The organism is Mucilaginibacter sp. P4_A11 (assembly GCF_056402535.1).
This window is the reverse complement of sequence record NZ_JBFUHE010000014.1, coordinates 106,135-126,594: the sequence shown is the minus strand read 5'-3', so window position 1 is coordinate 126,594 and position 20,460 is coordinate 106,135. Positions and strand designations below refer to the sequence as shown.

At 43.9% G+C, this 20,460-nt stretch carries 13 protein-coding genes; 6 read left to right on the top strand and 7 right to left on the bottom strand.

Annotated features, from left to right (window positions below):
• Positions 1 to 361: 361 nt before the first annotated feature.
• From AC1DUD_RS23870 to AC1DUD_RS23850, 5 genes are all read right to left on the bottom strand, one after another.
• Positions 362 to 1,399, bottom strand: a complete 1,038-nt coding sequence (locus tag AC1DUD_RS23870; protein WP_477379087.1) for an alpha/beta fold hydrolase — start codon at positions 1,397 to 1,399, stop codon at positions 362 to 364.
• 39 nt (positions 1,400 to 1,438) lie between these two features.
• Complete coding sequence (locus tag AC1DUD_RS23865; protein ID WP_477379085.1) at positions 1,439 to 1,867, bottom strand: VOC family protein; 429 nt, start codon at positions 1,865 to 1,867, stop codon at positions 1,439 to 1,441.
• A 32-nt stretch (positions 1,868 to 1,899) separates the two neighbouring features.
• On the bottom strand, positions 1,900 to 2,400 hold the full coding sequence (locus tag AC1DUD_RS23860; protein WP_477379083.1) for an SRPBCC family protein: 501 nt from the start codon (positions 2,398 to 2,400) through the stop codon (positions 1,900 to 1,902).
• Positions 2,400 to 2,717: an ArsR/SmtB family transcription factor gene (locus AC1DUD_RS23855; RefSeq protein WP_477379081.1), complete on the bottom strand. Its 318-nt coding sequence runs from the start codon at positions 2,715 to 2,717 to the stop codon at positions 2,400 to 2,402. Before AC1DUD_RS23855 ends, AC1DUD_RS23860 begins: the two co-directional genes overlap by 1 nt.
• A gap of 110 nt (positions 2,718 to 2,827) precedes the next feature.
• Positions 2,828 to 6,208, bottom strand: a complete 3,381-nt coding sequence (locus AC1DUD_RS23850) for an ABC transporter permease (RefSeq protein WP_477379079.1) — start codon at positions 6,206 to 6,208, stop codon at positions 2,828 to 2,830.
• A gap of 389 nt (positions 6,209 to 6,597) precedes the next feature.
• On the opposite strand from AC1DUD_RS23850, the gene AC1DUD_RS23845 reads away from it, so the two are divergent.
• The 6 genes from AC1DUD_RS23845 to AC1DUD_RS23820 all read left to right on the top strand — a co-directional run bounded on the left by AC1DUD_RS23845 (position 6,598) and on the right by AC1DUD_RS23820 (position 19,131).
• Entirely contained in the window at positions 6,598 to 7,806 is a 1,209-nt protein-coding gene (locus AC1DUD_RS23845; protein ID WP_477379077.1) for a FecR family protein, read from the top strand.
• A 228-nt stretch (positions 7,807 to 8,034) separates the two neighbouring features.
• The gene (locus tag AC1DUD_RS23840; RefSeq protein ID WP_477379075.1) at positions 8,035 to 11,565 is read left to right on the top strand and encodes a TonB-dependent receptor; all 3,531 of its coding nucleotides are present in this window, start codon (positions 8,035 to 8,037) and stop codon (positions 11,563 to 11,565) included.
• A gap of 15 nt (positions 11,566 to 11,580) precedes the next feature.
• Positions 11,581 to 13,437: a RagB/SusD family nutrient uptake outer membrane protein gene (locus tag AC1DUD_RS23835; protein ID WP_477379073.1), complete on the top strand. Its 1,857-nt coding sequence runs from the start codon at positions 11,581 to 11,583 to the stop codon at positions 13,435 to 13,437.
• A gap of 34 nt (positions 13,438 to 13,471) precedes the next feature.
• Positions 13,472 to 16,312 (top strand): SusC/RagA family TonB-linked outer membrane protein, encoded by a 2,841-nt coding sequence (locus tag AC1DUD_RS23830; RefSeq protein ID WP_477379071.1) that lies wholly within the window; start codon positions 13,472 to 13,474, stop codon positions 16,310 to 16,312.
• 24 nt (positions 16,313 to 16,336) lie between these two features.
• Positions 16,337 to 18,022 (top strand): RagB/SusD family nutrient uptake outer membrane protein, encoded by a 1,686-nt coding sequence (locus tag AC1DUD_RS23825; RefSeq protein WP_477379069.1) that lies wholly within the window; start codon positions 16,337 to 16,339, stop codon positions 18,020 to 18,022.
• Positions 18,023 to 18,099: 77 nt separating this feature from the next.
• Positions 18,100 to 19,131 (top strand): DUF1735 domain-containing protein, encoded by a 1,032-nt coding sequence (locus tag AC1DUD_RS23820; RefSeq protein WP_477379067.1) that lies wholly within the window; start codon positions 18,100 to 18,102, stop codon positions 19,129 to 19,131.
• Positions 19,132 to 19,291: 160 nt separating this feature from the next.
• On the opposite strand, the gene AC1DUD_RS23815 is transcribed toward AC1DUD_RS23820, so the two are convergent.
• Both AC1DUD_RS23815 and AC1DUD_RS23810 read right to left on the bottom strand, forming a co-directional pair.
• Positions 19,292 to 19,936 (bottom strand): nucleotidyl transferase AbiEii/AbiGii toxin family protein, encoded by a 645-nt coding sequence (locus AC1DUD_RS23815; RefSeq protein ID WP_477379065.1) that lies wholly within the window; start codon positions 19,934 to 19,936, stop codon positions 19,292 to 19,294.
• Positions 19,936 to 20,436 carry a helix-turn-helix transcriptional regulator gene (locus tag AC1DUD_RS23810; RefSeq protein ID WP_477379063.1) on the bottom strand — a complete coding sequence of 167 codons (501 nt, stop codon included), beginning with the start codon at positions 20,434 to 20,436 and terminating at the stop codon, positions 19,936 to 19,938. The genes AC1DUD_RS23815 and AC1DUD_RS23810 overlap by 1 nt, the downstream gene beginning before the upstream one ends.
• Positions 20,437 to 20,460: the final 24 nt, after the last annotated feature.

Here is a 20,460-nt window from a genome sequence, read left to right as displayed (position 1 = left end):
TGTTTGTTTTATTAAAGATAGCATTTGGAAATGCCAGATTACATAACAAACATAATTGTAAATATTATTGGGAAGACAGGGTTAAAGGGAATAATTGAGGCGAGGGCTTATGTGATTGACTGTTATGTGTTTGATTTGAATTGGCTTCGGGTTATTGTATCAAAAGTGAACAATATCCGTTCAAAATTGAACTGGCTAAAATGTGACGCTATAAGTGAATATTCAACAAAATATTAACAACACATAATCATGCTCACATTTACATTTAATGTCACCATTATCCCCCTCACCATCCGGCAATGGGCTTTCCTTGATTTATAGCATGAACATTGTTAGGATGATGAGGGGGGATGGGTGAAAATCATGGTGATAAAAACTTCCGTGTTGCTTCAATTACGGTTTGCTCATTAAAAATCAGATGCCCCAGATCATTATCCATGACTACCAATGCCGCTTTTGTCAGGCCCGCAAGTTTGATGGACAAAGTTTGGTTAATCACGTGGTCCTGTTTATTGGCAATGATCAGCATTTTTGCTTTTATCCGTTTAGCGGTATTTTCCATTGTGCCGCCGGCCTTGGCTGTAATATCATGCATCATAGTGGCTTTTGTTTGCCAAAGCATATTATTGCAATCAACCGTAAAAGGGCTGGGTTTTTCAAGCGAGGCCAGCCAGTTGGACAAACTATCTGCCTGCACAGTATTGTTCAGCATGGCAGGGCTTGTCAGCAGCAATTGCATCAGGTGTACCGATAGCGGTACAGACGGGTTAACGGCATAATTGCCATCATGATAAGCCGGATCGCTTTTAACGGCCTCCGTATAAGTACGCATCCATAACAGGTCATAGGCAGAAGATTTCGGCGTCGCTTCAATGGCAACTACTTTATCCATAAAATCAGGATAACTTACTGCCCATTGCAATGCCTGGAGGCCCCCTAAAGAGCCTCCAACAATAGCAGCTAAATGATGTATGTTTAATTTCTCGGTAAGTATTTGATATTGTGTATTGACGATATCCCTGATATTAAATTGAGGGAACAAAGTTTTTGGCTGGCTAATACTATTACTTGGAGAGGAGGAAACACCATTTCCTAAAGCATCGATCAATACGAGGTAAAACCTGGTGGTATCCACTTCAGTGCCTGCACCAAAAAGTTGCATCATGTAGGTTGTACTGCCACCGGCTGTTGGATAGATAACCACATTAGACCGGCTTGTGTTTAGTTTCCCAAATGTGCGGTAACCGATTTTACAGTTAACGATATGCTGACCATTTTCCAGGGGAAAATCACCGATGGATGCATACTGTTGTTTGCTGTCGGCTGCAGTCTGTGCATACACATTTTGCATTGTTGCCAGGTGCAAAATGAAAATTAAGGAAAGGATAACCCGTTTCATCTGTATAGAATTTTGATTGAGACTATTTAATCAGCTCGGTTATAATTTGGGGTCAAATTCCACTATCCATTCAATACCATATTTGTCTCTGAACATGCCGGCGTATGTACCCCACGGGCTGTCGCCAATCGGTCCTTCAACTTCTCCGCCTACTGATAATCCGTTAAATATTTTGTCTGCTTCGTCACGGCTTTCAGTGCTCGCATATATTTTAGATCTGTTTTCGTTTTCGCTTACCAGTCCCATAAATTCCGGAACGTCGTTAGCTATCAATACATTGTGTTTGCCGATAGGTAGTCCAATGTGCATTATTTTGTTTTCTTCACTTTCTGCCACCTGAAACTCAGGTCCTGACAGGTCCTTGAAACGAATGATCTTTGTGAACTCTCCGCCAAAAACTGATTTGTAAAAAGTGAATGCTTCTTCGGCATTTCCATTAAAGTTGATCCAGGGATTAATAGTTCTCATAATTTTATTTTTAAGTGGTTAATTTTTTCTGTTTATGATTTATGCGATAAGGAGGCCAACAACTCTTCCAGGTTTTTTAAGGTTATGGTGAAGCCTATTTTGAAGCCTTCTAACAATTTCTCTAATCGCTCAAATGATTCGTTAAAAATGGTAATATCAACCTTGGTGATACCATTTTGTTCGCTGAAATTGTAATCCCATTCAGAACCCGGTAGTTCGCGGTTTTCGTCTTTATCTGAAAACGCGTTGTACATCTTAAAATTGGTTTTCGGGGTAATGGAAGTATATTCCTGTACCGACCAACGTTCCTGCCCGTCGGGGCTTATCATTGCGTAAAACCGCCGGCCGCCTACTTTAAAATCCATGTACTTGGTTTTGGCACGCATAGGCGCAGGAGCCCCCCATTGGTCAAGTAGTTCGGCTTTGGTAAAGGCATCCCATACCAAAGCCTGGCCGGCACTAAACTCCCTGGTGATGTATACCGTTTTCGCTGTTTTATCAACGTTAAAATCAAATAGCAGATCGTTGCTCATTATTTCTGTGTTTTAATTGTTGTTAATAATTGGTCGAGTTGGTTAAATTGAGTTGCCCAGTTTTGTCGGAATTGGGCTAACCAGTTGTCAAACTCCTGCATTTTTTTTGCATTAAAGTGATAATAAATTTCCCTGCCAGCCTGTTCAGGTTTAATCAATTCGCATTCGTGTAATACTTTAATATGTTTCGATACGGCTTGCCGGCTCATATCAAATTTTTCGGCCATAGCATTTGGGGTTAATGCCTGGATAGTAAGTAAAGTTAATATGGCCCTGCGGGTTGGATCGGCTATGGCTTGAAATATGTCTTGTTTCATCTTGCAATATTAATTAAGCAACCTGTAGGTTGCAAATATATATGCAACTTTTGAGTTGCGCAAATTTATTTGCTTTTATTTTGGCATCTCGCGCAAGCTGGAAATAACAATTACTCGCTCCGTAAGCTTTTTACCGGATTAACCAGGGCCACTTTAATGATCTGAAAGCTGACGGTTACCAGCGCGATCAAAATGATCGCACCCGCGGAAAGGGCAAACACCCACCAGGGTAGCGACGCACGGTAGGCAAAACCTTGCAGCCAGCCGTGTGTCACCAACCAGGCCAATGGCAGGGCGATAGCGATCGCGATGCCGATGAGCGTCATAAATTCAGCGGACAGCAACGCAAATAAGGAACCGGTACCCGCACCCAGCACCTTTCGAATACCGATCTCTTTAACACGTTGCTCGGCTGTAAACATCGCCAGGCCTAAAAGCCCCAGGGAGGATATGAAAATCGCCAGTCCGGCGAAAATGTCGGCTAACTTATTGATCACCTGTTCGTTTTGATAGAGTAGCTGGTATTGCTCATCCATAAAATAAATAACCGGCGGGAATGCCGGATTGAATTCCTTACTCAATTGCTGTAAACCTGCCAAGGCCTCCTGGGTCCTGCCCGGCTGGATTCTTACCAATACAACACCCCATTTATCTTTTGCACCGGCTGCCAGCACCATCGGCCCGATAGCCTCGTGTAACGAATGAAAATGAAAATCTTTAACTATCCCGACAATCGTGCCCCGCTTTCCCATATAGGTAAAAGGCTGACCGATTGGCTGCTTATAGCCAGTTAATTTTAGCGCCGTTTCATTCAGGATATAGCCCGAACTATCAGACGGATAGGCTTTGGAAAATTCCCGTCCCGCAAGCAAAGTCAGCTTCATGGTTTTGAAATAATCATAACCGATAACAGCGCGGGTAAACATAATATTGGACGTGCTGTCATGCCCGGTCCAGTTAACAGCAGGGCTGCTGCCATAAATGTCAACAGGCGCTGAACTGACGTAACTAACAGCTTGTATGCCGGGGCGGGTGAGCAATTCGTTTTTGAAAACATCGTACCTGGACGAAAGTTGTCCCTCTATGGGCAGGTAAACCACATTCCCTCGGTCATAGCCCAAATCTTTGGAGGCCAGGTAATTCATTTGCCTGGAAACGATGATCGTGCCGGTGATCAAAACCACTGATAACACGAACTGGAAGATGACCAGGGCTTTCCGAAAGAAAAGGGTGCCGGTTTCCAGTTTCACGGTGCTCTTTAAAACTTTAATGGGTTTGAAAGCTGATAAAAAGAAGGCCGGGTAACTCCCGGCGACGAGGCCTGTGATCATCGTAATACTGGCAGTAGTCAGCCAAAACCTGGGCTGCCCAAATGGGAGGGCCAGCTGCTTTTGTGTGATCTGGTTAAACCCAGGTAACAACAGCCATACCAATATTAGCGCAAAGACCACGGCGATCAGTGTGATCAGCAAAGATTCAGTAATGAACTGTCCTATCAAAGAACCGCGTAACGCACCCGCCACTTTGCGGACACCTACTTCTTTTGCCCGTTTAACCGAACGCGCGGTTGACAGGTTCATAAAGTTGATACAGGCGATCAGTAAGATAAAAACAGCGATCATGCTGAACAGGTGTACATATTCAATACGCCCACCTGCGGGTTTGCCGCTGGCCAGATCATTGTGCAGGTAAGCCTGGGCATAAGGCTGCAGGGCTATATCGGCATACCAGTTTGCTGTGCTGCGGTTAATATGATAATAAAGGTCAAAAACATGCGCGATCTTGGCATTTACCGCGGTTGCATTTGCCTGCGGCCTGAGCATTACATATGCCGACGGGCCTGTATTACCCATGTCTCTGGCCCAGGGGGTATTGTTCAGGAAGGCCGCCCAATTGGTTAAAAAATCGAATGATTGTGAGGCGTTTTTGGGGAGGTTCTCAAAAACAGCGGTTACCTTGAAATCCTTTTGATTCTGATAATGGATCGTTTTTCCAATCGCATGCTCAGGACTGTCATAAAATATTTCTGCCATGTGCCTGGAAATGGCAATCGCATCAGGCGAATTCAACGCTGTCTGCGCTGAACCGGCCAGCAGCGGGTAGCTGAACATTTTAAAGAAATCCGCGCCCGCAGAATTACCTTTCATTTTGACTACCTTCTCACCGACCTGGAAAGCGCTCTGCTCGCCAAATGCCATATTGGTGGCGTATTCAATATCCGGGAATGACCGTTTCAGCTCATCGGCCAGAATGCCAGGCAGCTCATACGAACCAGAAGGTACATGATGGTCAAAATTAATCTTATACACCTTGAACAAACGGTTGCTGTTCTGAAAAAAGCCGTCCACGCTGTATTCATTTTGCACCCATAACAGGATCAACAGGCTGCAGGCCAGGCCGACACCAAGCCCTGAAATATTAATAATGGTTTGCGATTTATTCCTTAACAAACCGCGCCAGGCGGTCTTGATGTAATTCCTGATCATAAAATTGCGTTTGATTTTTGAACGCAATGATACCGGCTGCAGACGCTGCGGAAGGCCCGGATTATAACCTGGGCGCTGTTTTTTCAGCTCGCTTTTGTATTCTGCGGCGCTTTTTCCGGTCACTTCTCTAAAAACCCTGTTAAAGGTCGTCTTGGAATTGAAACCTGATTCGTAGGCAATCCCCAGCAAGGTGAGGTGGTCATAAGCGGGCTGACGCATTTTCCGGGATACTTCCTGTACCCGCAATTCATTGATAAAATCGTTGAAGTTTTTTTTGAGGCCCAGATTGATGATGCGCGATAATTCGTGTACCGGTACAATCAGTTTAGTGGCCAGCGACGGCAGGGTTAGTTCTGGGTCTTCATATAAACGCATATCCTTTACCGTTCGTTTCAGCCATCGGCCTTTTTCACGCAGGTCGTCGTGAATCCGATTTGGCTGCGGTGTTGCAATAATAACACCCGGCTTTACAATCACCTGCGCTGCCATAACTACAAGTACCGCAGCGGAAGCTACCGCGAAAGCATCGCTAAACAACCATAACAAAACGCTAAAAACAAACAAATACAAAAACGTTTCCAGCCGCCGGAACACAAAACGTGACCTGTCCATTAATAGGGGCTGCATGCGATTGTAAAATTGCTGTATCGCCCGGTGAGACAGGTATAGGTAAAAGAGGATAGAAACGGATACCAACCAGGCGGGCACCAGCGGGCTGATTAACACGACACTGAAATGAGTCCAATCCTTTTTGCTGTAAGGGCGCTCTGGCCGCACTATTTTGAGTGTAAAAAAATAGAGCAAGGGCCCCAATGTCAATGAAAGGTTTACCGGTAACTGCGCCAAATGCAGGGCAACAACCACGAGGGCCGGGCTTAACCATAGGCCGGCAGCTGGCGCTTGCTTTCTGGCGAATACTAACAATAAGGCCAGCGTAAGCGCGCTGACTATAGCCGCCAGGCAAAGCAGGTCATAAACGCCGATATGAAATATGAAGGAATGCAAGTGGCTTTATAAGTCAATTTTTGTTCCAAACCTATAAATAATTGACCGATAATAAATTACTTCAAGCGGAATTACAGATTGTAACAGAAGCGAACGCCTGTATGTACGGTTTTAGTCATTCGCGTCAGTTGCCAAAACACTATTGAATGGTGCTACACTATAGGGTTTCGATATATCCTGCCTGGTCTGCGTTGCATTAACGAGTGTTGTATGACTAAAGATGATCATCTAACCGCTGAGTGTGCCATTATAAGTTGAAATAATGCGCCATCAAAAGAGAAAATTACAATTTCTTAAAAAAAAAATCATACACAGGTAGTCCTATGGTTTGAGTTACGTGTTCTATACATAAATGCCCCTCCCGGGGAATTTGTATATAAACCAATAACATGAATAACGAAAGGCTCAGGAGTTTACTTGAACAGTATTTTAACGATGCTATAAGCGATACCGACCGCGAGGAGTTGCTCAGCTACCTGAACAGCAATCCCGGTGAAGTATTTAGCGCAGTTGACGAAGAGATGCTGAACCTTGAAGGCGCCCCTGAGTTTGATAACACCCGCGCGCAAAAAGTATTGGCCGATATCAAGGCCGATTCAAGATTTAAGGATGACGCCATTGTTCCTCTACCTGTCAGCGGTAAAAATAATATCGTGAAATTATATGCAGGCTGGGTGAAAATTGCAGCTGCCGTTTTGATTTTTGCATCGGTTGGATTTTACTTTGTGCGCCGCCAAAAAATGGGCGCTGTTAAAAATGAAGTTGCCAATACCACGGCCAGGATTGTTCCGGGCAGCAATAAGGCCATACTTACGCTGGCAACCGGTAAAAGTATCGTGCTGGATAGTGCAGCTAACGGTGCACTTGCTAACCTCGGAAAAAGCCAGGTAAATAAAGTTGGCGATGGCAAACTGGTTTATGATGTGCTGCCAAATGCCACTCATGCCGGTGTTAATGCTGTTTTATACAATACCCTCACTATCCCGCCGGGAGGCCAGTACCAGGTAGTGCTGCCCGATGGTACACAGGTATGGCTAAACTCATCATCGTCATTAAGCTACCCAACCGAATTTGCCGGTAACAGCCGTACTGTAAAACTTACCGGTGAGGCTTACTTTGAGGTAGCGAAAAATAAAGACAAGCCTTTTTATGTGGAGATGAACAATGTACAGGCAAAGGTTCTGGGTACGCACTTCAATATCTCGGCCTATGCTGATGATGATGATTTGACCACCACGCTGCTTGAAGGCTCGGTGCAGATCAGTAAAAACGGAAGCCTGACTTTGTTAAAACCAGGGCAACAGGCAGTGATAGGCAGCAATGCCAATGCTATTACAGTTTCAAAAGCACACATCAATGAAGCTATGGCCTGGAAAAACGGTTATTTCATGTTTAATGATGATAACATAGTTGATATCATGAAGAAGGTATCCCGCTGGTATGATGCGGATATTGAATACCAGGGCAATTTTAGTAACCAGCGTTTTGGTGGTACGTTTACCCGCTCAAAAAGCATAGCCGACCTGCTGAAAAATCTTGAACAAATAAGCAATGTGCATTTTAAAATTACAGGAAGGAGGATCACCGTTATGCAATAAATCTACGCTCTCCATTATCCCAACCAATTATCTATCAGCATAAAAAAATAAAGCCAGGAGCGTTTCGGACCGCCCCTGACCTAAGCCATGTTATGGCAATGCCAGATAGTAAAACTAATTGCAGCGATTACAACCACTTATTAATAAACTGACATTCAAATGTATAAAAATTTTACTGCATTTACTTGCGGCAAACATTGTGGGCGCCTATATAAACCTGTGCTTATTATGAAACTAACACTTATTTTGCTAACAGTTACCTTCTTACAGGTGTCTGCCGCAACTTATGCACAGAAGGTTACTTTAAAGGTTAAACAAACAACTTTAAAAGAGGTTTTCGAAGAGATCAGGAATCAAACCAGTTATGATTTCCTGTATAATTCTGATGATCTTAAGCTGGCTAAACCGGTAACCGTTGATCTTACTAATGCTACCATAAACCAGGTCATGGACCTGTGTTTAAGCAATCAGTCGTTAACTTATACTATCGACAACAAAACCATCCTCATCCGCAGGAAAACTGCGGCGGAGAGTAATGCCCCCAAGAAAATTAGCGGTAAGGTTGTTGATAGTAAAGGTTTACCATTACCGGGCGTAACTGTTAAACAGAAGGGTTCAGCTGCCGCTGCCATAACGGATTTAAATGGTAATTATACCATTAACGTTACCGAGGCAAACGCTACCCTTGTTTTCTCCTTTGTGGGGTTTAGAGCTAAAGAAATCCCCCTGAATGGCCGCTCGGAAATAAACGTTACACTTGAAGATGCTCCGCAAGACCTTACCGAGGTTGTGGTTGTGGCATACGGCGTACAACGAAAAGAAACCGTAACCGGCGCTATTACCTCAATTGGTACCAAAGATCTGGTGCAATCGCCGGTTGCCAATTTGAGTAACGCGCTGGCCGGTCGCTTATCGGGCTTAACTGTAACCCAAACCAGCGGTAAGCCTGGTGAAGACGGTGCTACGCTGTATGTGCGTGGCGTTGGTACTTATACGGGCCAAACCGCACCATTAATTATGGTTGACGGTATAGCCCGCGATAGCTACAATGATATCGATCCTAACGAAGTAGAATCCATCAGTATTCTGAAAGATGCTTCAGCTACAGCAGTGTATGGTGTACGTGGCGCAAACGGTGTTATCCTCATTACCACCAAACGTGGTAAAGAAGGTGCCCCAAAAGTGAGTGCTACTTTCCAAACGGCTATTTCGCAGTTTTCGAGCATGCCAAATTTTGTTAACTCATACCAATATGCTACGCTATTAAATGAGCAGAGCTATGAAAATTACTGGATCCAGCATTCAAGGGATGCCGACGTAAAAACCTGGGGTGATTTCGTGACCAAACGCGATGCCAACTGGATCAAGGACGCTACTATATATTATTCGCCCGAAGACCTGAAATATTACCAAAATGCTCATACACCAACTATTAACGGGCAAACAAACCCTTATTATGATCCTTACGGCCACCCTGATCAGGACTGGAAAAAACAGATCTTCAATAAGTTTGCTCCTCAAACACAGGTAAACGCCAACATTACCGGCGGCACCAAAGCGACCAAATACTTTGTGTCATTAGGTTACCTGGCACAAGGCGGTTTGTTCAATACCGATTATATGCCGTTTTCTGACGAGATGCAGTTCAAAAAGAAACGTTACAATCTGCGCTCAAACCTTGATTTTGATGTAAATAGCGACTTCAGGGTATCGGTAGATGTATCTACCCAATATGTAACTATTACGGGTATGGATAACGACGGTTACACCTGGGAAAAAAGGATTCTTTGGTCGTCACCGCTTGGTTCGCCCGGAATAATAGATGGTAAGTTTGTGGTGCCTTTCACCAATCAAAACGATCAGCTTAATCCTTTATATGCCATAGCCAACAGTAACAATTACAACATAACAACTAACAGTACTTTAAATTCGGCCATCAAACTAAGTTATAAGCTTGACGACATAACACCCGGCTTATCGGTGAATGCCCGTGGTGCTTATGATAGTTATTTCCAAAGCCGTACCGGTGGTAAATATACGCCGCTGTTATACGGTTTAAGGGCAAATCCCAATGGCGATAAGCTTAATCCTATCCTGGTGCAGTTAACCAATGACGTAGCACCTGCCCGCTGGACCGACTTTTATACCGACAAATGGCGTAAGGTATACGGTGAAGCATCTATCAATTATAACCATGTATTTGCAAAAAAACATAATATCCTTGCTTTTATCCTGGCCAATGCCGAGAAAAAATATGACCCGAATTTACTGTATGACCTTCCGCACGCATATGAAGGGATATCAGGCAGGGTTGCTTATAATTACGGCGACCGTTACCTGGCCGAATATAATATGGGTTATAATGGTTCGGAAAACTTCCCTGAGGGTAAAAGGTTTGGCTTTCTGCCGGCTTACTCGTTAGGGTGGATTGCAAGCAATGAGTCGTTTTTTCCTAAAACCGATTATATAACTTATTTAAAGGTTCGCGGATCGTTGGGTAAAGTAGGCAATGATGGTATCAATATTCCCGGCACCAATACATCGGCCCGTTACCTGTATCTGCCCGATACCTGGCAATACGTTAATGGCTACAATGCTGGCGGCGGTTACACATTTGGTACCCTTAATGATCGTAACAGGATACAAGGTGCCCGGGAAAACGTTTTGGGTAACCCTGATGTAACCTGGGAAACGGCAACAAAATCAAATATTGGTTTGGAAACACACCTGCTTAACGATCGCCTTTCGATCGTTTACGACCACTACAACGAGCATCGCAAAAATATCCTTTCGTACAAAGGGAGTGTACCGGGTATAGTGCAGGCAACCCTGCCACCATACAACCTTGGCGAAGTAAAGAACTGGGGCGATGAGATTGAACTGAGCTATACCAGTGCCCCCGGTAAATTTACCTGGTGGGTAAAAGGTAATGCCTCAACAAACCACAATAAAATCCTGTTTAAAGACGAAGCCATTGCTCCTGGTTTGGAATACCAGGCAGCTACCGGCAGGCCAATTAACCAGGGATCATACTTGCAGGCCGACGGACTTTACACCTCATGGTCGCAATTGTATAAAACAGACCCTAATGGCAACCCTATATTATCACAGCCAGTTTTAGCTGTTGGCAAGGATGGTAAGCCATATAATAACGCGGCAGGTAACCCTGTATACCAAAAAGATCTTGGTTACGCCGGCGCTCCGGTACAACCGGGCGAAGTTAGGCTGAAAGATGTTAATGGTGACGGTATCGTGAACGAAAAAGATTACGTACGCTCAGGCAAAACAGACCTGCCTACATTAAGCTACGGTGTATCATTTGGCTTTAGCTTTCATGGCTTTGATTTTTCGGCCTTGTTACAAGGGCAATCAGGTGTGGCTAAATATGCTATGCAGGAGCTTCACTTTAACAAACAGCAATCATTATTTGATGTGGATTTATACAGGTTTACCCAGGATCGTTATGATCATGGCGAGCGCATCGATTTTCCTATTGCAGCTTATAACCAGGATGCCGCCTACAACACCTTCTTTTTGAAGAGCACTGCTTTTGTACGGTTGAAAAACATGGAAATAGGTTATTCGATCAAACCCGAGCTTTTGAAAAAAGTGGGGATCCGCTCTGCCCGTTTTTATATCAACGGATATAACCTGTATACCTGGTCGCCTAACAAGATCTGGGGCGATCCGGAAAACCTGGGTTACATCGGTTATCCGCTTACCCGCACCTATAACGTAGGCGTTAATGTTAATTTTTAATCATAAAATATAGCAATGATGAAAAGAACAAATATTATTTTACTGCTTGTGGCTTGTTTCATAGGCAGTATGCTTTCAACAAGCTGTAAAAAAACTTTTCTTGAAAAGCCTAAGGGAGGTGCGGTAACGGTTGATACCATTTTTGATACCCGCAACCAGGCTCAATATGCGGTGGCCCAGATGTATATGTTGTGTGTAAGGGGTTATTTCCCTGAAACTTATGATGGCTGCCGCCCCGAAGCACTTACTGATCAGCTATACATTATCCACCCGGCTTATGACTGGGCTTCAAATACCATTAACACAGGCTCATACATTACCGGTAACATGAGTGCCGATAACAATTGCGATTATGGCTTTGGACAGGATAACGGAGCGGGTTTTTACTGGCACTACAAAGGTATCAGGCAGGCTAACCTGGTATTAAAGAATATTGATAAAGTAGCCGACGCTGATAATGCATGGAAAACCGATACCAAAGGTCAGGCTTTGTTTTGCCGCGCTATGCAGCACTATGAATTGTTTAGGTATTATGGTGGTGTGCCAATAGTAAACAAAGCGCTTGATGGTACAGTGAAAATAGCCATTCCGCGCAGTTCCGTTCAATCAGTTGTTGACAGCGTGGTTAAATGGTGCGATCAGGCAGTATCGATGTTGCCGGCAACGCGTCCGAGTGCCGATTTTGGCCGGGTGACCAAACTGGCCGCGCTCGCTTTAAAAGCAAGGATCTTACTTTATGCTGCAAGCCCGTTGTATAACACACCTGCCGGTATGAAAGGTGAGGTATCAGGGGCGAGGTTTAATGACAGCCGCGATACGGTATTGGCTTATGCCAGCTATGATAAAGAACGCTGGAACAGGGCTGCCAAAGCTGCTAAAGATGTGTTAGATAATGCCGCCGCCGGTGGTGTTTCCCTATACAACACGGGTAAGTCTGAAACAACCGGCGAAACCTATGCTACTTTAGGCGATTATGAGTCGGTATGGAACGTGTTTGCTAACCAGGAGTTAATACTGGTGAATACTTCAAACCAGGTTCCGGGCGCCAATGCCTGGGCCGATGGATCTGCCTGGGGGCAGTACCTGTCGTCAAAATTGCGTTTGGCCCAATGGGGTGTAAAAAATAACGTGCCTATCGAGTTCATTCAGCAATACGAAAAACGTGACGGAACTAAATGGACCATGCCCGCTACCGGTGCAGATTTACCAGCCGACGTTACAGCCTGGAACCTCGACCCCCGTTTTTACCAAACCATTGCCTATGATGGCAAATATTACAGCAGCCAGCGTGGTATCCTTGCCTATTACAAAAAAGGTGACTACAGTACTGATGGCAACCTGGCCAGCAGTGATGCCGGTGTGGACGGTTACGCTACCGAAACCTATAAATTTGTTGCAAGGGTTGATAACATGACCGATAACCACTTCGCATGGCCGGTATTCCGCCTGGCAGAGTTTTACCTTGGTTATGCCGAAGCACTTAATGAATACCAGGGCCCAAGCGCCGAAGCTGCAACTTATCTGAACAAGATCAGGCAACGTGCCGGGATGCCTGATAAAAGCCCGGCCACTATTGATGCGTTCAGGGACGCGGTTCAAAATGAGGAAACTATTGAGTTTGCTTACGAGGGACATCGCTATAACGACCTGAACCGCTGGTTAAAAGCCAAAACTGTATTGAATACTGTATTACACGGTATTCAAACAACCGCCAGGAACGTTGGCGGGCAATTAAAACGCACATGGACAACTGTGCCATTTGTTACAAGGGTGTTCCCTGCCAAATATTATTATGTTCCCTTTCCAAGTACCGAGATCAGTTTAAGGTATTTAGGTAACAGTAGCTGGGACGGACAAAATCCAGGTTGGTAACAGGCTTTTAAACATTAACAATTAGTGAGAAACAATGAAAAAAGATTATAAAAACTTTTTGGCCTGGGTGTTTGCGTTCTGCAGTTTTTCGGCGGCTAACGCCCAAACCGCAGGTACGGCACCGGCCGACACTATAAAAAAGGCAAGCTCATATAAAGACTTTGTTGACGGCGGCTTAAGAATAGATAAATCATGGCGTAATACAGGTGCGGTTTTCACCCTCTCAGGCGAAGATCTGACCCGAATGACCTCTGGTAACCTGCTTAATACATTGCAAGGCCGCATCCCCGGTTTAACTGTTGTTACCGGATCTGGCGAACCTGGCTATGATAACCCAACCTTTTATATGAGAGGAGTGAGCAGCTGGAATCTTCAGGGTAACCAGGTGTTGATATATCTTGATGGTTTTCAGGTTGATATGGGTGCAATCAGCGGTCTTTCGGCTTATGAAATTGAATCGGTTACCCTACTAAAGGACGCCGCTGCATTGGCAGTTTACGGACTTGAAGGAGGCTCGGGTGTATTAAGCATTCGTACAAAAAAAGGCGCGGCTCTCAATAAAACACAAGTATTTGTAAACGGCAAGTACGGCATACTAAGTCCTATCGATTTGCCGAAAGTAATGGACGCTTACGGTTATACCACAAACTATAACAACGCACTTACCAACGACGGTTTGCCCATCAAATACGCAAATCCTGAGCTGTATAAAACGGCCAACGATCCTTTTCACCCAAATGTGAATTGGTATGATGAGCTGTTGAAAAAAAATTCAGCTATCCAGGATTATAACTTCGGCTTTCGCGGGGGTAATAACACGGCTAAATTTTTTGTGCTGATGAACTATACCAACTTTGAAGGCCTGTATAAAAATGCCGATATCATTGATAAAGATTTTGGTACCAACGCCAAATACACCAAGTTGAATTTAAGGGCAAATATCGAGTTGCAGCTTAACAAAAACCTGGTAGTGACAGCTAACATCAGCGGTATTACTGAAGACAGGAATACACCATCTGGCTTTACCGCCGACCAGTTGTTCAATAATATTATGGCAATCCCGGCGGCTGCTTTCCCTGTTAAGAACCCTAACGGTACATGGGGCAACAGCTCGGTGTATAAATTTAACCCTATTCAGCTTTTACAGCAAAATGGGGTTTACCAGTCGCATACCCGCAACCTGCAAACCAATTTTAGCTTCGTGCAAAAATTGGATAAGCTAACTCCAGGTCTTGATTTGAAAGGCGAGGTATCGTTTGCAAACCAGTACGTAGGTATCTATCAAAAACAATTCTCGGTAAACTCATACGAGATTACCGGCCAGGATGCACAGGGAAATGCAATTTACGGCTCAACCCCTGTAACACCTATCAGCCAGTCGAGCAGTGACGGTGGGGGCGCACACTGGAACCGTACAACCGTAAGGGTGGGCTTTGATTATGACCGCACTTTTGGCAAATCAACCTTTACCGGTATGATCCAGGGCCGCAGACAAGGTTATACGCACGACGGTATTGTTTACCAGGTACGTACGCAAGGTATTGCAGGTAATGTAACTTACGATTATGATAAAAAGTACATCGTTGACCTTTCGGGTTCGTACAACGGCTCTGCTGATTTTGCCCCTGGTCACCGCTACGGCTGGTTCCCTGCTTTGGGCTTGGGTTGGATAGTATCTAAAGAAGATTTCCTGAAAGATAACTCAACCATTAACTTTCTGAAGGTTCGTGCATCATACGGTACTGTTGGTAATATCAATGAAGCTTATCGTTTCCTTTATCAACAGTTTGCTTTAACAACTTTACCCGGTTGGATCACCGGCACCGGTAATACGCTTCACACCGGTTTAGTTGAAGGGCCGTTTGCTAATCTTGATTTTTCATGGGAGAAAAAGACAACCCTTAACATTGGTTTAGACTTCACCTTATGGAAAAATCTTTCCGGTACTTTAGATGTGTTTACCGAAAAACGTACAGGTATTCTTGAGGTGCCAACAGCAAGTGTACCCGATTATACAGGCTTTCTCCTGCAATATGCCAACACCGGTGAAGTACATAACAAAGGTTTGGAAGCATCATTGAAATATGAGCAAAATGATAACAAATTCAAATATTATGTAGGTGGTTCAATTGCATACGCCCGTAACAAAATAGTTAAGCGCTCAGAAGATCCGCAGCCATATAACTATTTGTATACCCAGGGTTATCCTATTGGCCAAATGAAAGGCCTCGTGTATACAGGTTTTTACCAGCAGTCGGATTTTGATGCCAACGGCAATTTAAAATCGGGTGTTGTTACCTCATCATACACCAACGTAAAACCCGGCGACCTGAAATTTAAAGATCAGGACGGTAATGGCATCATCAATGATTATGATAAGGTGCCAATGAAATATTCAATATTGCCTGAAATTACCATGGGCTTTAACCTTGGTTTTAAATATGCCGGTTTTGATTTTGATGCTTACCTGCAGGGCGTATTACACCGTACCGTAAGCTTGCTTAATTCTGCTTATACCTATACCCACCCATTTGTATTCAATAATAATATCTCTGAGTTTTCGGCAAATAGCTGGACGCCTCAAAACGCTGCAACAGCTACCTCGCCACGGTTATCAACACTGTCGAATCCAAATAACGATCAGCAATCTGATTTTTGGATGCGCAACGGTAACTTCCTGAAATTACGCAGTGTTGAGTTAGGCTATACATTACCGCAACGTGGTTTTTTAAAGAAGCTTGACGCCATCAGGGTTTTTGTGAATGGCACCAACTTGTTTACCTGGGATAAAATAGAAGGGCTTGAAGCCGAGCGCCTTTCCATGGGCTATCCTTTAGTAAAAGCAGTAACATTTGGTATGAAAGTGAAATTGTAGTATTAAAATTTGATTTACAAGGAAATGAAAAGAAATCGATATATCATAACAATGCTGGCCCTGGGTACGCTGCTTTACTCATCATGTAAGCATGATTACCTGGAGGTACAAACCATTAAGGCCGACATTACCACCGATAAGCTGTACTCAAACTATACCTATGTACAGCAACAGATGTGGACCACATACAGTTTTCTGCCTGATGGTTTTGGAGATCTTGACCTTGATGCTGCTACCGACGAAGCGGAAGCTACCAATTCGGTTGAACGTGTGCAAGCTTTCAATTACGGTACCTGGAATCAGTACAATAACCCCAATGATGTTTGGGCCCGTAATTTTGAAGGCATCCGCCAGGCAAATCTTTACCTTAAAAACAAGGATAAGGTTGATATCAATTACATCAAGGATAAAATTACCTCCACAGATTCGACCACTTATTATAACGCCCGCAACAATGTTAAGTTTATGGAAGGCGAGGCCTTGTTTTTAAAGGCTTACTTTTATTTTGAGTTGGTGAAACGCTACGGTGGCGTGCCTATTTTTGAACAGCCGCTGGATTACAAAGACCCCAACACCTGGAAAAACGTACAGCGCAACTCGGTTGATGAATGTATTAAATACATTGCCTCATTGTGTGATAAGGCCGCTGCTATTATCCCTGCCAACCTTTCGCCATATTCATGGTATGAAGCTGGCCGCATTACGAATGGTGCTGTCAAAACTCTAAAAGCAAAGGCATTACTTTATGGCGCAAGCCCGCTGTTCACCTCAAATGGTTCAACTACTACCTGGGCACAGGCAGCATCGGCCGCACACGATGTAATTGCTTTGGGTATCTATTCGCTTGATGCCAATTATTCCAACCTGTTTGGTGCAAACAATACCACATCGGGCGAGCCGATCTTTTACCGCCGTTACAGTGCCATAAACGCCATGGAGTACAACAACTTTCCAATTGTATTTCAAAATAGTAACGGAAACAGCTTAACGCCGACTGAAAATTTGGTGGGTGATTACGAAGTGCTTGTAAAATCAGGGGGCACTATCACAGGTTCAGTTCCGTTTGACTGGAATAATCCGGCTCATGCGGCTGCCCCATATGCTAACCGTGATCCGCGCTTTGCCGCAACGATTGTTTATAATGGTGCATCGTTCAAATCAACTGCCATTCAAACCTATTTTGGCGGTAATAGTGGTTTGCCTAAGCAAAACGCAACTAAAACAGGTTACTACCTGTCGAAATGGGTTAACCAGTCTGTCGATCTGATCAATAATACAACTACCAATCACGCCTGGGTATATTTTAGGTATGCCGATGTTTTGCTGAGCTATGCTGAGGCTATGTTTAACGCTTATGGGCCTGATGCTGATCCGCAGGGATATGGAATGAGTGCTTTGCAGGCAATAAACAGAGTAAGGGCGCGTGTGCAAATGCCGGCTCTTACAGCAGCACAATTAAACCAAACCGCAATTGAGCACGAGCGCAATGTTGAGCTGAGCTTTGAAAATAACCGTTTGTGGGACGTACGCAGGTGGAAAAAAGGTGTGAGCTATTTCAGCAAACCGGTAAACCGCATTGATATTACCAGTGCCGGTGTTTATACTGTAAAAAAGCTGGAAGACAGGGTATTTACTGCCAAAATGGAATGGTATCCCATACCGCAGGCCGAAATTTCAAAAACAGGCTGGACGCAAAATCCGGGCTGGTAAATATAAATCGGATCATCGCCTTGTTTCGGGGCGATGATCTGTCAATGGATTAAATTAATAATGTAAAAAATATTTTCATGAAAATTAATGCATCATTAGTAAAATTTTCGGCAGCGTGCCTGTTGCTGGGAATTGCAGGCTGCAAACAGGAGCACCTGAACGGTGTAAAATCAAATCCTGAGGTAAAGGTATACCTGCCCGATTCTGAAAAGCCAAATAGCCTTGTTGACGTAATGGCCGGAAGCTCACTTAAGGTTGACAGTGCAAAAAGTACGGTAAACTTTTCCATCCCGGTATACCGCGGCGGCGAATCAAATTTTGAAACGTTAACCGTTGATGTAAGCACAGATAACAGCGCTATTGCCGGTTTAATAACCGCCGGAACATTGCCGGCCAATACCGTATTGCTCGACCCTGCAGATTATACCCTGGATGCAAAAGATACCGTTGCGCTGAACAACAATATTATGAAAGGTAGTATCACACCTAAAATAAAAATTGCCAGCCTCAACAAGTATGATGGTAAAATAGCTGCTCTGGGTATTAAAATTGCCAACTCGTCAAAACAGGAAGTAAATGCGGATATGAGCAAGGCCATTATTTACTTCAATGTTGCAGATTTGATTGATGCAATCACCCCTAAAACCAACCTGATAGATAATACTAAATGGCAGATCTATCACCGCGGTGATGGTGTGACTTTTAAAGTAAACACCGATGGCAGCGTATTAGCAACCGGCGGTAACTGGGGCCAGCAGGGCATTGTTCAGGCTGTTGAAGTAAGGGCCAATAAGAAATACAAAATTGATATGAACGTTGCCGGATCGGGCGCTACCGATTGCTGGTTTGAGGTTTATGTTGGCCGGGCGGTACCTTCTGAAGCAAGCGACTATGCCGATGGCGGCACCCGTATAGCACTGAATACCTGGAATGGCTGCGGTAAATCGCCTTTTAACGGTTTGTTATCGTCGATATCATGTGCGGGTAGCGGTAATGTTGTATCTTTCCCTACAAGCGGCACTGCTTATGTGCTGATCCGTTCGGGTGGTTCAACGCTGGGCACAACCGGGATCAAGATCACTAATGCCGATTTCAGGAGAGTGAATTAATATCACAACAGGAAATAGCCAGCCGATTCTCAATGATAAATTGAGATTTAGTTGATTAGTATAATTTTATACTATGAAGCGCCCCGGGGTGAGATCCGGGGCGTTGTTTTTTGTAAACGGAGAGTCGTGTTGATATAAAAGTTTTTACAAGTCTTGCAGTCTATCTGTTTGCAATTGCGTACTCTATATCTTCAGTTATAAACGCCCATTCCTTGTTTCGGAGGCAGATAGGGTCAGGTTCCAGATTGGCATCATCAAACATGGTAAAGTTTTTAATAATAAGAGCCTGGTCATGAGTCCACTCAAATCGTTTACCGTGTAAAGAGATCATTGTGTTTATATCGTAATCGGTAAGTAATTCATGCAGGTCCCAAAAATCTTTTTTTCTTCCGCCCCTCTGAATTATATCTACTTTCATTGCAATGAGTTCTTCAATTGTAGCCATTCTGACACCTTCTTGCTCAGTTAGGGGCTGAAAGAACGGATCCATAGCATAAAAAATATCTAATTTGATGGCATTATTTTGATCAGTTCCGATCATGTATGATTTGCCCATGCCAGGGTTAATGCCAAAATCTCCGCTTAAATAGTTGAATGATTTTTTTAGAAAATATTCTATTGCTTCAAAATCAACTGTACCATAAGGCTCGTCGGTAAAAAGATCAATATCAATAGACATTCGGTGACCAAGATGCAGACTTAACGCAGTACCACCAACTAAGCGGAAGTTAGCCAGTTCCTTAGCACGCATAAGTGTAAGCAGGCTTTCCTTTAAAACATTACTTACCGTATACCAGTGTAACATTACTTTTGGTTTTTTAGATGTGACATTATGGGAAGACTGTTTTGAAATGCAGTTGTTTTACCTGTAACTTCCTCTATTTTATCATCTCCGTAGAAGCGTAATATTTCTTGCTTTTCCTTTTCGTTACCACGCTCAAAAACACGCCTGATGACATATTTATAATGTTTGTCCCAATCAATGTTATTGAGGTCTGTATCCCAGAAAATAACTCTACGAATGACTGAAAGATCGGGTTGGGCCGAAGTAATTTGTTTTTCCTTTTTTATGTCGTGATACACTTGCAGGATCATCATAGTGCCCTCTTCCAGAGCAAGGGCTGCTTCAATTTTCAGTGCTAACGCTGTATTCAGGTTTCGTTTACCCTTAATTATAGCATTAAAAGTTTGAGGGTGTTCAGGAAGCGAAAGCGCGAATGGCCTTTGACTAAGGTTTCGTTTTTTGAGCTCCCTTTCAAGCACCAGGCCGGGATGGATCCCTTTGTATCTTTCAAACTGCATCATAAACAAATGTAAGCAGATTTGTTT

Excerpts from the sequence above, each read along its gene's own strand:
- AC1DUD_RS23870 (WP_477379087.1), bottom strand. The coding sequence starts at position 1,399 with ATGAAACGGGTTATCCTTTCCTTAATTTTCATTTTGCACCTGGCAACA.
- AC1DUD_RS23865 (WP_477379085.1), bottom strand. The coding sequence starts at position 1,867 with ATGAGAACTATTAATCCCTGGATCAACTTTAATGGAAATGCCGAAGAA.
- AC1DUD_RS23860 (WP_477379083.1), bottom strand. The coding sequence starts at position 2,400 with ATGAGCAACGATCTGCTATTTGATTTTAACGTTGATAAAACAGCGAAA.
- AC1DUD_RS23855 (WP_477379081.1), bottom strand. The coding sequence starts at position 2,717 with ATGAAACAAGACATATTTCAAGCCATAGCCGATCCAACCCGCAGGGCC.
- AC1DUD_RS23845 (WP_477379077.1), top strand. The coding sequence starts at position 6,598 with ATGAATAACGAAAGGCTCAGGAGTTTACTTGAACAGTATTTTAACGAT.
- AC1DUD_RS23840 (WP_477379075.1), top strand. The coding sequence starts at position 8,035 with ATGAAACTAACACTTATTTTGCTAACAGTTACCTTCTTACAGGTGTCT.
- AC1DUD_RS23835 (WP_477379073.1), top strand. The coding sequence starts at position 11,581 with ATGATGAAAAGAACAAATATTATTTTACTGCTTGTGGCTTGTTTCATA.
- AC1DUD_RS23830 (WP_477379071.1), top strand. The coding sequence starts at position 13,472 with ATGAAAAAAGATTATAAAAACTTTTTGGCCTGGGTGTTTGCGTTCTGC.
- AC1DUD_RS23825 (WP_477379069.1), top strand. The coding sequence starts at position 16,337 with ATGAAAAGAAATCGATATATCATAACAATGCTGGCCCTGGGTACGCTG.
- AC1DUD_RS23820 (WP_477379067.1), top strand. The coding sequence starts at position 18,100 with ATGAAAATTAATGCATCATTAGTAAAATTTTCGGCAGCGTGCCTGTTG.
- AC1DUD_RS23815 (WP_477379065.1), bottom strand. The coding sequence starts at position 19,936 with ATGTTACACTGGTATACGGTAAGTAATGTTTTAAAGGAAAGCCTGCTT.
- AC1DUD_RS23810 (WP_477379063.1), bottom strand. The coding sequence starts at position 20,436 with ATGATGCAGTTTGAAAGATACAAAGGGATCCATCCCGGCCTGGTGCTT.